Below are 12,857 nucleotides of genomic sequence, written 5' to 3'. Positions count from 1 at the left end.
CGCGGGGAGGTTTCGCGCTTAACCCAAGGACGTTATAATGAGCGCACATGGGAGGGGTCGTCATGCGGGGATATGCGATATGATGGATTACGACATCGTGGTGATCGGTGCGGGCCACGCCGGCTGCGAGGCCGCGCTGGCGGCGGCGCGGTTGGGGCTGCGCACGCTGATGCTCACGCTCAACCTCGACAGCGTGGCGCTGATGCCCTGCAACCCGTCGATCGGCGGCACGGCCAAGGGGCACCTGGTGCGCGAGCTGGACGCGCTGGGCGGCGAGATGGGCCGCGCGATCGACGACACCATGCTGCAGTCGCGCATGCTCAACCTGGGCAAGGGCCCTGCCGTGCATTCGCTGCGCGCGCAGGCCGACAAGCGCGCCTACCAGGCGCGCATGCGCGCGGCGATCGACGCGCAAGCGGGCCTGACGCTCAGGCAGGCCGAGGCCCGGCGCATCGAGACGGACGGCAAGAGCGTGACCGGGGTGGTGACCGCCACCGGCGCGCGCATCGGCTGCCGCGCCGCGGTCGTGTGCGCCGGCGTGTATCTGGACAGCCGCATCATCATCGGCGAGCACAGCCACAATGGCGGGCCGCAGGGGCTGATGGCCGCCGGGTATCTCGCGGGCGCGCTGCGCGAACTCGGGTTTACGCTGCGGCGGTTCAAGACCGGCACCCCGGCGCGCGTGGACGGACGCACGGTGGATTTTTCGCAGATGACGCCTCAGCCGGGCGACGAGCCGGTCGTGCCGTTCTCGTTCATGACCGACAGGCCGCTTCACAACCGCGCGCTGTGTTACCTGACCTACACCACCGAGCGCACCCACCGGTTGATCCGCGACAACCTGCACCGCGCGCCCATGTACTCGGGCTTAATTCACGGCACCGGCGCGCGCTACTGCCCCTCGATCGAGGACAAGGTGGTGCGCTTTGCCGACAAGGACCGCCACGGCGTCTTCCTCGAACCCGAGGGGGAGGGGAGTATCGAGTGGTACGTGCAGGGCATGTCCACCTCGCTCCCGGAAGAGGTGCAGCGCGCGGTGTACCAAAGCGTGCCGGGGCTCGAGCGCGCTGAGCTGATGCGCCTGGCCTACGCGATCGAGTACGAGACGATCGACCCGACGGAACTTACGGCGGAGCTTTCCGCGCGCAGGTTTCAGGGGCTGTACTTCGCGGGGCAGATCAACGGCACCTCGGGCTATGAAGAGGCGGCCGCGCAGGGACTGCTGGCCGGGCTCAACGCCGCGCTGTGGCTGGGCGGCGGGCAACCGCTGACGCTGACGCGCGCCGACGCCTACATCGGCGTGCTGGTGGACGACCTGGTCACCAAGGGCGTGGACGAGCCCTACCGCATGATGACCTCGCGCGCCGAGTACCGGCTGCACCTGCGCCAGGACAACGCCGACCTGCGGCTGACCGAGCTCGGCCGCCGCGCGGGGCTGGCCGACGACGCGCGGTATGAGAAGATGTGCCGGAAAAGGGAAGAGACCGCGCGCGCGATCGAGCTGATCGACGGGGCGCGGCTGACCGAGCGGCTGAAGCGGCCCGAGGCGCGGCTTAAGGAGCTGGTGGGCGAGTGCCCGGAGCTGTCTACGTTGATGCCGGGCGCGCTCGAGCAGGCGGAGATATCGATCAAGTATCAGGGGTATTTGAACCGTCAGCAAAGCCAGATCGAGCAGTTCACGCGCGCGGAGGGCGTGGCGCTGCCCGAGGGGATCGACTATTTGAAGATCGATGCGTTGCGCATCGAAGCGCGTCAAAAACTCGATCGCCAACGCCCCGCCTCGATCGGCCAGGCCTCGCGCATACCGGGCGTGTCGCCGGGCGATATCCAGGTGCTGCTGATCTGGCTCGAGCGCTGGCGGCGAACCCGAAGTTGAATTTCCATCCCAATTGGTATATACTATATCATGGTATGATATCGGATTATTGGAGGAAGGCATGGCCAAGACCGCACCGGGCAGCAACAAGAAGAAGACCACCGCGAGGGGCGCGCAGGAGACAAAGCGCGAGCCGGCGCCGGACAGGGGTATCTGGCGCGAGGCCAGCGGCGTGATCCTGTTCTTTGCCGGGGCGGTGCTGATGTATTTTTTGGTGTCAGTCCCCGAGACCGGGCTCGGCCGGTGGCTGGTGTCGGCCGCGTGGGGCCTTGCGGGCGCGCTGCGCTATGCGCTGCCGCTGGTGCTTCTGTGGGTGGGCGCGCTGGTGGCGTTTTCCGGGCGCGAGCGCGGGGTAAAGAAGGGGCGCGTGCTGCTCATTGCGCTGCTGATCCTGTTTGCGATGTCGCTCGTGCACCTGTTCAGCGTGGAAGAAGTAATGGAGGGGGCGCCGTTTCACGACTTCGCGGCTTGCCTTACGCGTTCCTACGCCTACAAAAACGGCGGCGCAGGCGTGCTGGGCGCGCTGCTGGCTTGGCCGCTGTACAGCGCGCTGGGCGTGGCCGGCGGGGCGATGGTGCTGGTGGCGCTGATCCTGGCCGACCTGGTGCTGCTGCAGAAGATATCGTTCCGGCGCATCGGCGAACGCGCGCAGGCGCGCTACGACGACTTCCGCGAGCAGCAACTCAGGCGCGCAACCGAACGCATGGCGGCGCGCGAGGCGGAGGCCGTGATTCCCAAGGTGGCCCCGCGCGAGGACGAGATGGACGACCCGTTCGCGAAGTATCTTGGCGACAGCGCGCGCGTACGCCGACCGGGCATGCGGGTGGAGCGGATCGACAGCGCGGGCCCGCTGCCGGGCGAGCCGGAGCTGCCCGCGCAAGGGCAGGACGACGCGTCGGTCTACGACATCCCGAACTTCCTCGCCGGGCGCAGGAAAAAGGTGAAGGCCGGGAAGATCAGCGTGGCCGAGCCTCGGCCGCTGCGCGAGACGCTCGAGCGGACGGCCTATGCCGCGCAGGCCGGGCCTTTGGCGCCCGAGCCGGACGGCTCTGAGGTGGCCGAGCGGCCGCGCGTTGAGCGCGGCCAGGCCGACGTGGTGATCGACGAGACCGACTGGCAGACCGTGGCGCTGTTCGACGGGGGCGCGGACGACGCGGCGCTCGACCGCTTTATGTCGGACGCGCAGGGGTCGGCGGACGGTGCGCCGCGGCCGGACGCCAAAGAACCGCGCGAGCCCGAGGCGCCGTTCACGGGCGTGATCGAGGACGCGCCGCCGTTCGACATGCCCGATGTGCCCGTGGCGGCCGAGGTGAAGCCCGCCCCCGCGCCGAAACCCAAGAAGCCGGCGCGCCCGCCGATCGCGCGGCCCGCGCCCGCGGACGAGATCGAGTACATCTACCCGCCGATCGATATGCTCGAGCCTTCAAAGCCCACGCAGTTGCAGGGCCGGCACGAGCGCGACGCCGAGAAGGGCAAGAAGCTGGTCGACACGCTCGCCAGCTTCGGCATCTCCGCGCGGATGTTGGGCGTCGCGCACGGCCCGACGGTCACGCGGTTCGAGCTGTCGCCGGCGGCCGGCGTCAAGGTCAGCCGCATTACCGCGCTGGCCGACGACATCGCGCTCAACCTGGCGGCGGTCAGCGTGCGCATCGAAGCGCCGATCCCCGGCAAGGCGGCCGTGGGCGTCGAGGTGCCCAACGACTCGGTCGAGGCGGTGCCGCTGCGCGACGTGCTCGAGAGCCCCGAATGCCGCAGGCACCCCTCGCGCCTCGCGGTGGCGCTCGGGCGGGACAACGCCGGGCGCTACATCATCGCCGACCTCGCCCGCATGCCGCATGTGCTGATCGCCGGCCAGACCGGCTCGGGCAAGTCGGTGTGCATCAACTCGATCATCTGCTCGATCCTGTACCGGGCTACGCCCGACGAGGTGCGCCTGATCATGATCGACCCCAAGGTGGTCGAGCTCTCAAGCTACAACGGCATTCCGCACCTGCTGGTGCCGGTGGTGACCGACCCCAAGAAGGCGGCCAGCGCGCTCGAATGGGCGGTGGTCGAGATGGGCAACCGCTACAAGCAGTTCGCGGAGCGCGGCGTGCGCGACATCAAGGGCTTCAACCAGCGCCGCGGCGCGGACGAGTCGGCCATGCCGCAAATCGTGATTATCATCGACGAGTTGGCCGATCTGATGATGGTGACGCCGGGCGAGGTCGAGGACGCCATCTGCCGGCTGGCGCAGCTGGCGCGCGCCGCGGGCATCCATCTCGTAATCGCCACGCAGCGCCCGTCGGTCAATGTGATTACCGGCGTCATCAAGGCCAACATCCCCTCGCGCATCGCGTTCACGGTGGCGTCCCAGGTGGACAGCCGCACGATTTTGGACGTGGGCGGCGCGGAGAAGCTGCTCGGCCGGGGCGACATGCTGTATGCGCCCAGCGGCATGGCCAAGACGCGCGTGCAGGGCGCGTGGGTGTCGGACGACGAGGTGCACGCCGTGGTGGAGTTCCTCAAGCAGTGCCATCAGGCCGATTACAACGAGGATGTGATCGAACACATGGACACCGCCGCCATGTCCGACGCCGACAAGGAGGACGCGCTGAACGCGTTCGACGAGCTGCTGCCGCAGGCGGTGGAGCTGGTGGTCGACGCCGGCGCGGCCTCGGTCAGCATGCTGCAGCGGCGGCTGCGCGTCGGCCACTCGCGCGCCGGGCGGCTGATCGACGAGATGGAGGTGCGCGGCATCGTGGGCCCGGACGAGGGCAGCAAGTCGCGCAAGGTGCTGATTTCGCGCGAACAATATAGAAATATGTTCTGACCCGCCTGACGGCGGGGCTTCGAAATCCCCCATCCGTCCGCCCGCTGCGCGAGCTGCCGGACGGGAAGCGATTCCGAGTCGATCGGCTGCGCCTCCCTTTGCCGGGATCGCATTCACGCCCTTCGCACAGGTCGGCGGGCGCTGGGATGCCGAAGGGTCAGATACTGAAAGGGACAAGCGGATGATGAAATTTCCGAAGACGGTCGGCCTGGTGTCGCTGGGGTGCTCGAAAAACCGGGTGGACTCTGAAATATTGCTGGGGATGCTCAGGGAGAAGGGCGTCGAGGCGGTGGCCGACCCCGCGGACGCCGAGTTGATCGTGGTCAACACCTGCGGGTTCATCGGGCCCGCCAAGGAAGAATCGATCGAGACCATCTTCGAGATGGCCCGCTACAAGGACAGCGGGCGCTGCCTTTTGCTGTTCGTGACCGGCTGCCTGACCCAGCGCTATCCCGACGAGCTCAAGGCCGAGATGCCCGAGGTCGACGGATTCCTGGGCGTCAACGACTACCCGCGCTTTATCGAGGCGATCGAGCAGGCCGTAGGCGGCGCAAAGCCGCTGCTCGCGGGTGCCAAGGCGCAGTTCTTTGAAAGTCCGCGCGTGCTGACCACGCCGTCCCACTCGGCCTACGTCAAGATATCCGATGGCTGCGACAACCGCTGCGCCTATTGCGCGATCCCGCTGATCCGGGGCGGCTACCGCTCGCGGCCCTATGCCGACATCCTGCGCGAATGCGCTCGGCTGAGCGAGGCCGGCGCGAGCGAACTGACGCTGATCGCCCAGGACACCTCGCGCTACGGAAGCGATTTTGAGGGCGGGAAGCTGCTGTTGCCCGAGCTCATGACCGAGGTCGCGGCGTTGCCCGCCGTGCACTGGCTGCGCGTGCTCTATTGCTACCCCGACACCGTGACCGAGCGGCTGCTCGACACCGTGGCCGGCAACCCCAAGATCGCGAACTACCTCGACCTGCCGCTGCAGCACGTGAACGATGAAATGCTCAGGCGCATGAACCGGCGCGGCGCCAATGCCGACATCCGGCGGCTGATCGAGCTGTGCCGCGCGCGGGATATCGCGGTGCGCACCACGATGATCGTGGGCTTTCCGGGCGAGACCGACGCGCAGTTCGACGAGCTGCTTGCCTTTGTTCGGCAGGCGAGGTTCGCACGGCTGGGCGCGTTCGCCTACTCGCCCGAGGAAGGCACTGCCGCCTTTTCCATGAAAGATCAGGTGGACGAGGATGTCAAGCGCGAGCGGCTCGACCGGCTGATGACGCTGCAGCAGGGCATATCGCTTGAGTTTAACGAGGCGCGCGTGGGGAAGACTTACGAAGTGCTCGTCGGTGCGAGCGAGGGCGGGCGCTGCGTCGGGCGTACGCAGCTCGAAGCGCCCGAGGTGGACGGCAGCGTGCTGTTCACGGCGGGACGCATACCCGCGCCGGGTGAGTATGTAAAGGTAAAGATTACCGGGGCCGACGCCTACGACCTGGAAGGGGAGGCATTGTGAGATGAACCTGCCCAACAAGCTGACGCTGCTACGGGTGCTGATGATCCCCGCGGTGGTGGGGCTGATGATGACGAATGTACCGCTGTGCCAGATTCTGGCGGCGGCGGTGTTCGGCTTGGCCTCGCTGACCGACCTGTACGATGGCTACTACGCGCGCAAGTACGACATGGTGACCGACTTCGGCAAGCTGATGGACCCGATGGCCGACAAGCTGCTGGTGATGGCGGCGCTCATTGGGCTGGTGGCGCAGGGCCGCGTGCACTGGCTGGCGGCGATGCTGCTGCTCGGGCGCGAGTTCATCGTGTCGGGCGTGCGGCTGGTGGCGGCGGCCAAGGGCAAGGTGGTCGCGGCCGACGCGGTGGGCAAGTGGAAGACCGTTACCCAGATGGTGGCGCTGATCCTGATCCTGCTCGGCGGGTTCCCGCCGGCGTCGCTGTTCACCGCGATCGGCGGGCGGCTGCTCTGGGCGTCGGTCGCGCTTTCGGTGTGGTCCTGCGTCAGCTATGTGCGGCGCAACCTGGGGGTGTTTAAGACGTGATTTGCGAAATTCTGTCGGTGGGCACCGAACTGCTCATGGGCCAAATCGCCAACACCGACGCGCAATACCTGTCGGCGCGGCTGAGCGAGCTGGGCATCGACCTGTACCGCCATACGACGGTGGGCGACAATCCCGGCCGAGTCAAGGCGGCGCTTTGCGAAGCGCTTGAGCGCGCGGACCTTGTCATCACCACCGGGGGGTTGGGCCCGACCGAGGACGACCTGACCAAGGAGATGGTGGCCGAGCACTTCGCGCTTGAGATGACGCTCGACGAAGATAGCCTCGCCGCGCTCAAGGAACGTATGGAGAAGCTGCATCCGGGCCGCTCGCTCGATGAAAACAACCTCAAGCAGGCCTACTTTCCGGTAGGCGCGCACATCCTCAACAACCGCCGGGGCACCGCGCCCGGCTGCGTGGTGGAGCAGGGCGGCAAGCGGGTGGCGGTGCTGCCCGGCCCGCCGAGGGAGCTCAAGGACATGTTCGAGCAGGCGCTTGAGCCCTACCTGCGGGAGGGGCTGGGCGCGGCGATCCACTCGCGGTTTTTGCGCATCTTTGGCGTGGGCGAATCGAGGGTGGAGACCATCCTGCTGGATCTGTTTCACCTGGGCAGCCCCACGCTGGCGCTCTACTGCGGCGAGGGCGAGGTGCAGGCGCGGCTGACGGTCAAGGTGGGGCTGCACGAGGATCCCGCGCCGCTCTTGGATCCGGTGGAACGGGAGATCCGGCGGCGGCTGGGCGACGCCGTATACGCCGAGGGGCGCAGCGCCACGATGGCGGGCACGGTGCTGAAGCTGCTGATCGAAAAGGGCAAGACGGTGGCCTTCGCGGAAAGCTGCACCGGCGGGCTGCTGGCTTCCACGCTGGTTTCGCAGCCGGGTGCGTCGCAGGCGCTGACGCACAGCTTCGTGACCTATTCAAACGAGGCGAAGATGCGCACGCTCGGGGTGCGCGCGGATACGCTTGCGTCGGACGGCGCGATCAGCGAGCGCTGCGCGCGGGAGATGGCCGAGGGATGCCGGAGGGTAAGCGAAACCGACTACGCGCTCGCGGTGACCGGCGTCGCGGGTCCCGACGGCGGCACGGAGGAGAAGCCGGTGGGCACGGTCTACATCGCCATCGCGAGCGAGCGCGGCACCGAGTGCAAGCGCTTCAACTTTCTGGGCGACCGCGCCTGGATCCGTACGCTGTCCTGCGCCCACGCGCTCAACATGCTGCGCATGGCGCTGATCTCGGCCGGGGAAGCGTTGCCGTAGGGGCATCCCCGGGTCGCCGGATGAAGCTTGAAATGCGCGCCAAACAGAAAGGGGCCGTTGCAGCACTTCCGCTCTGCAACGGCCCCTTTGCGCGTACCCGTTTGCCTACTTGGTTTTAACGGTCAGCTTGACCGGCTTGGAAAAGCTGTCGGCGATCGGGAGGAGGTAGTTCTGGTCGATCAGGCCCACGCGCACGGAAATCTTGTTGACCTTGTCCGCGAATGTATGCTGGAAGCCGGCTTCGCCGTCAATCAGCAGGCCCCCGCCAATCACCTGATCGTCCTTGTCGAGAATCAGGTAGCAATCCGCCGCGGCGTTGGCCTTGATCGCGACGATGCTGGGCGTGCCCTGGGTTACGGGCTTGGCCGATACCTTGGTCACCGCCGGGGTCAGCCTGGTTGCCTTGATCGTGAAGGGCAACGGGGTCCCGTCAAAGAGCCCCTTGGGGGTGACGGGCGTTACGCTAGCGATCTCCTGCTTCAGCACCAGATTGCTCAGCGTCATGCCCTTCTTACCAATCGTCGCCAGGCCTGAAATGGTCATCCCCGCCACCACATCCACCTTGATCGGCAGACCGCCCATGTCAATGTCCTTCTCCGTGCTGTCCATCACCTTCACGGCCAGCGCGCCGGTCTTCGCGTCAAAGGTATAGTCGCCGAGTATGCCGCCGACGCCCATCTTCAGGACCACCTTGTCGGTGTAGAACCGCACCACCGAGGTCCCTTTGACGCCGACAAACGGAGACTTCACCTGCCACACCGTGTTGGCCAGCTTAACTTCCGCCGCCGCGCACGCCGGCGCGACCGCCAGCAACAGGGCAAGCACCAGCACCAGAACCTGAATTGCCTTTTTCATCGCCCATACCCCCATAATCTGAATTTACGGTTAGTATAACATGAAATTTCGCCATTTCATACCCCCTAAATGGGGGATTTTCTCATCGTGCATTCCATGTTATAATGAAGCCGTTGGCAAGGAGGCGCTTTTGTATGAAGCGTGCGGCTGTGTTCTTATGCGGGTTGCTCGTGTGTCTGGGGGCGTTGTGGGCGGCGCCTGTTGCGGCGGCGGATGAGGGAAGGGCGAAAGCAGCGGGAAGCAGGGCTTTTGACCAGGCCCTGACGGGAAACGTCCAAGCGGAGAACAGGCTGCTCAGCCTGAAATCTGCGGAATACGCCAAGTATGCCTACAAAGAATCGGAAGTCGTCAAGAAGCTTCGGCGCGAGCTCGGGTTTGAACTCATCGTCAACGGGTACCGGAACGCCGCGGGCGCGGATCGCGTGGCCTATACGATTTCACGCCGCACGATACAGCGCGACGACCGGACGTACAACCTCTACGCGGTCGTGATCAGGGGAACAAAGGGCGGCGAGGAATGGCTCAGCAATTGCCGCGTGGGCCGGGGCAACGATCATCAGGGCTTTGCCGCCGCCATGGAAAGGGTGAAGTCGGACTTGCTCGAGGCCGCGCGCACGCCGGTGGAAACCAACCGATTGTGGATTGCCGGCCACAGCCGGGGTGCGGCGGTCGCCAATCTGCTCGCGGCCAAGATGAGCGGCTCCGATGCCTTTGCCGCGGACGCCGTCTTCGCCTATGCCTTTGCCACGCCCAACGTGACATGCGCCCCCAGGGCATCGGTAAGCGTACACAACTATATCCTGCTCGAAGACATCGTGCCCGACATCCCCCCGGAGCGCTGGAACATGGGCCGGCACGGGACAAATCACTATGCCTCGGTCAAGGACGTGGCCGGCCTCGCCAAGGCCTATAAAAAGGAAACGCGGAAGAAATTCAAGCCGATTTCCCTCGAAAAAAAGCGGGAGACCGTGGCCTTGCTGAGCCAATTGTCCCGCGACCGGCTGGCCTGGGCCGTCGAGCGATACGAGGCGGAGGTGATCGTCAAGCCCGCCGACCCGTTCACACTGCTCAAGGGCATCCTGTCCATCTACAACCGCCCTTACGCCGCGGGCAAGGCCGGCTCGCCCAAGGGAGCGCTTGATCAAACCGGGAAGGAGGCCTTTGCCGCCCATGAAATGATATGCTATCTGACGTGGATGCGCAAGCGCGTGCAATGCCGATCCGCTGCGTCATGAATGAAAAATGAGGGAGTAGCGGCATGACGCAGCAAGCGCTGGGCAGGCGGGTGCTGCGGCTGCGCACGAAGCTCGGCATCTCGCAGATGGAGCTGGCGCTGCGCTGCGAAATGCCCGCCACCAGCCCGATTGGGTCGCTGGAACTGGGCGAGAGCAACCCGACCTTTGAGACGCTCAAGAAGCTGCCCAAGGGGTTGGGCATCGCGGTGGACGAGCTGCTAAACGAACAGGAGCCGCAGACGCTCTACGACGCCGGCATGAACAAACGGATCGCCTACGCCACGCAGCTGACGCCGGACGAGCGGCTCGATTTGGTGGATATGGCGCGCATCCTCCATCGGGCGAGGAGGCGCTCGTAATCTGCGAGGCGCAATCCTGCGCCGGCGCCTGATTCTGCCCTGTGGATGGCTGCTTTGTCGGTAAAAACCGGCCTATATAAGCCAAACCGCCCTGCGAACGAACGGCTCGCGGGGCGGTTTGGCCTTTCTGCTTGTCGGCTGGGTGGTGCTTGCCGGGCGATCCTCAGGTCTTTGCGGACGCAGGGTTCCGCCCGAAATCCACCGCGGCGATGACCGCCTTGAGCGCTTCGGCGGAAGCCCTGAGCTGGGAGAGTTCCTCGTCGGTCAGCGGCGGGGTGAGCTCGCGCTTGATGCCATGGGCGCCGATCACGAACGGCAGGCTCAGGCATACGTCCGAGATGCCGTAGCGGTTGTTGATCATGGCCGAGACGGTCAGCACCGAATTGGCGTCCTGCGCGATGCACTCCACGATCCGTCGGATCGCGAGCGCGATGGCATAGTAGGTCGCGCCCTTGGACTGGATTACCTTCGCGCCCGCGGTGCGCACGTCTTCCACAATGGACCTAAGCGCCGCCCTGCCGCAGCGCGTCGCCTCGAGACAGGCGTGCTCGCAATACTGGTCCATGGTCATGCCCGCGATGTTGGTCAGCGACCAGGGCACCATCGAGGTGTCGCCGTGCTCGCCGAACACATAGCCGTGCACGTTGTTGGGGTTGACGTCCACATGGCTCGCCAACGCGGAGCGCAGGCGCGCGGAATCCAGCATGGTACCGGAGCCGATGACCTGGTGTTCGTTCAGGCCGAAATGCCTGGATATGTGGTAGGTCAGGATATCCACGGGATTGGAGACCACGATGTACACGGCGAAGGGCGCGCGCCGGACGATCTCCGGCATGATGGAATTTATGATGTTGATGTTGCCCTGCGCCAGGTCGATCCGGGTCTGTCCGGGCTTGCGGGCCGCGCCGGCGGTGACGATCACGATGTCCGCGTCGACCGCGCGCGAATAGTCGCCGGCGTAGATGTCCACCGGCGCGCAGAACGGCGTGCCCTGGATGATGTCCATGGCCTCGCCCTGCGCCTTTTCATGGGCGATGTCGATCAGCACGATTTCGGTGGCGAGCGCCGCGGTGGTCAGCGTAAACGCGATGGTCGCGCCCACATTGCCCGCGCCGATGATGGCGATTTTTCTGCCTCTGTGCATATGCGAAACCTTCTTTCGGTCTTGTATATGGAAATCCATCATGATCCCATCGTTCGAAGTGAGGATCATTGACACGTGGGAAAGTATCTTTAACGCAAAAGGGCTTGGCCTAATCTTAAAATGCACATAAAGGCGCAAAAAATAACGGGCGCGGCGTTTTTCCGCCGCAATCCCGTCCGATATCTGGTGCCCCGTCAGTGCGCCTTCGCGCTCAGCTCTCCTCCACGTCGCAAAAAAGCGTGCCGCCGCTTACATAGGTGTAGAGGTTCAGCGAACCGTCGCCGTCGTAGCGGAAGCGGAAGTCGACGCCCGCGCTCAGATCGACCTCGATCGCGTCGTCGGCGTCGCGCACGTAGCGCTGGTTGTAGCCCTCGCAGATCTCCTTTTCAAGGATCGAGACCGACTTGAGCGGCTCCACCGCCAGGTACAGCGCGCTGGCCACCTGCTGAGCGCCTCCGCCCAGCCGCTGCTTGCCCCGGGCGTCGACGGCCACCTGGTAGCCGTAGCGCTCGGTGCGCGGACCGACCACCGCGTTGAACGAGAATTCGTCGCCGGGTTTGAGCGCGGTGTCGTAGATGCTCTCGGCCGCCAGCATCACGTTGTTCATCAGCGCGTCGTTTCCGCTCAGCGCGATCGAGGAGAAGCCGGGGCTCGATACCGACGCGGGCGCGGCGTCGTCGGTCGCGCTCAGCATGCAGTGCAGCTCGCCCTCGCCCACCCACAGCTCAATCGTAAAGGCGCTGCCCGTGTTGTTGTAGAAGCTGAAGTCGGTGCCCGCCTTGTGGTCGACCAGGATCGCGTCCTTCTTGGAGGACACGTAGTCGTCGGTAAATTTTGAATAGGTTTGAAGCTCGTCGTAGCTGATACCGTCGAGTTGCTTGAGCGCGAGGTACAGCGTGCTGGCCACCTGCGCGACGCCTCCGCCGGTTACCTTGACCCCGCGTCCATTGGGCGCGTTCTTGTAGCCGTAGGAACTGGTGCGCGGGCCGACCGTGTCGTTGAACGAGAAGAAGCCGCCGTCACCCGGCACGGTGGTGCCGTCGATCGCGTCGGCCGCCAATTGGACGTTGTGCTGCTTGTTTTCGGACGCGCCCTCAAGCGAGGTCGAAGCCGAGGCCAGCGCGGCGCTCGCCCGGACAGACGGGACCGCAGCGCACATCAGGCACACAGCCAGCATCGCGCTCCATATCCGCTTCATCATTGCGATCGCCTGCCTTTCTATCCCTTGGACGCAGAACGTGGGCGATGGTTCCATGATTGTCTGGATTTTAGGCGATAGGG

At 65.5% G+C, this 12,857-nt stretch carries 10 protein-coding genes; 7 read left to right on the top strand and 3 right to left on the bottom strand.

The genetic code is table 11. The features are described from left to right. Positions 1–79 precede the first annotated feature (79 nt). The 5 genes from mnmG (at position 80) to ACH6CV_RS01350 (ending at position 7,983) form a co-directional block, all read left to right on the top strand. The gene (gene mnmG, locus ACH6CV_RS01370) at positions 80–1,876 is read left to right on the top strand and encodes a tRNA uridine-5-carboxymethylaminomethyl(34) synthesis enzyme MnmG (protein ID WP_456356361.1); all 1,797 of its coding nucleotides are present in this window, start codon (positions 80–82) and stop codon (positions 1,874–1,876) included. Between the two features lie 61 nt (positions 1,877–1,937). Beyond that, positions 1,938–4,688 (top strand): DNA translocase FtsK, encoded by a 2,751-nt coding sequence (locus ACH6CV_RS01365; RefSeq protein ID WP_456356360.1) that lies wholly within the window; start codon positions 1,938–1,940, stop codon positions 4,686–4,688. A 181-nt stretch (positions 4,689–4,869) separates the two neighbouring features. Beyond that, on the top strand, positions 4,870–6,192 hold the full coding sequence (rimO, locus tag ACH6CV_RS01360) for a 30S ribosomal protein S12 methylthiotransferase RimO (RefSeq protein ID WP_456356359.1): 1,323 nt from the start codon (positions 4,870–4,872) through the stop codon (positions 6,190–6,192). Between the two features lies 1 nt (position 6,193). Further along, positions 6,194–6,730 carry a CDP-diacylglycerol--glycerol-3-phosphate 3-phosphatidyltransferase gene (gene pgsA / locus ACH6CV_RS01355; protein ID WP_456356358.1) on the top strand — a complete coding sequence of 179 codons (537 nt, stop codon included), beginning with the start codon at positions 6,194–6,196 and terminating at the stop codon, positions 6,728–6,730. Next, positions 6,727–7,983 carry a competence/damage-inducible protein A gene (locus ACH6CV_RS01350; protein ID WP_456356357.1) on the top strand — a complete coding sequence of 419 codons (1,257 nt, stop codon included), beginning with the start codon at positions 6,727–6,729 and terminating at the stop codon, positions 7,981–7,983. The genes pgsA and ACH6CV_RS01350 overlap by 4 nt, the downstream gene beginning before the upstream one ends. A gap of 105 nt (positions 7,984–8,088) precedes the next feature. Here the strand turns inward: ACH6CV_RS01350 and ACH6CV_RS01345 are convergent, their stop codons facing one another. Then, on the bottom strand, positions 8,089–8,838 hold the full coding sequence (locus ACH6CV_RS01345) for a hypothetical protein (protein ID WP_456356356.1): 750 nt from the start codon (positions 8,836–8,838) through the stop codon (positions 8,089–8,091). Positions 8,839–8,972: 134 nt separating this feature from the next. Between ACH6CV_RS01345 and ACH6CV_RS01340 the strand changes: the two genes are divergently transcribed. After that, positions 8,973–10,073 (top strand): lipase family protein, encoded by a 1,101-nt coding sequence (locus ACH6CV_RS01340; RefSeq protein WP_456356355.1) that lies wholly within the window; start codon positions 8,973–8,975, stop codon positions 10,071–10,073. 23 nt (positions 10,074–10,096) lie between these two features. Beyond that, the gene (locus tag ACH6CV_RS01335; protein ID WP_456356354.1) at positions 10,097–10,432 is read left to right on the top strand and encodes a helix-turn-helix domain-containing protein; all 336 of its coding nucleotides are present in this window, start codon (positions 10,097–10,099) and stop codon (positions 10,430–10,432) included. 163 nt (positions 10,433–10,595) lie between these two features. Here the strand turns inward: ACH6CV_RS01335 and ACH6CV_RS01330 are convergent, their stop codons facing one another. Beyond that, on the bottom strand, positions 10,596–11,576 hold the full coding sequence (locus ACH6CV_RS01330) for an L-lactate dehydrogenase (RefSeq protein ID WP_456356353.1): 981 nt from the start codon (positions 11,574–11,576) through the stop codon (positions 10,596–10,598). A 211-nt stretch (positions 11,577–11,787) separates the two neighbouring features. Then, complete coding sequence (locus ACH6CV_RS01325) at positions 11,788–12,777, bottom strand: VanW family protein (RefSeq protein ID WP_456356352.1); 990 nt, start codon at positions 12,775–12,777, stop codon at positions 11,788–11,790. Between the last annotated feature and the right edge of the window lie 80 nt (positions 12,778–12,857).

Origin of the sequence: Anaerozeibacter quisquiliarum (assembly GCF_051162045.1) — a bacterium.
GTDB lineage: Bacteria > Bacillota > Clostridia > Christensenellales > Aristaeellaceae > Anaerozeibacter > Anaerozeibacter quisquiliarum.
The sequence above is the reverse complement of the archived record's forward strand: the minus strand, read 5'-3'. Positions and strand labels throughout refer to the sequence as shown.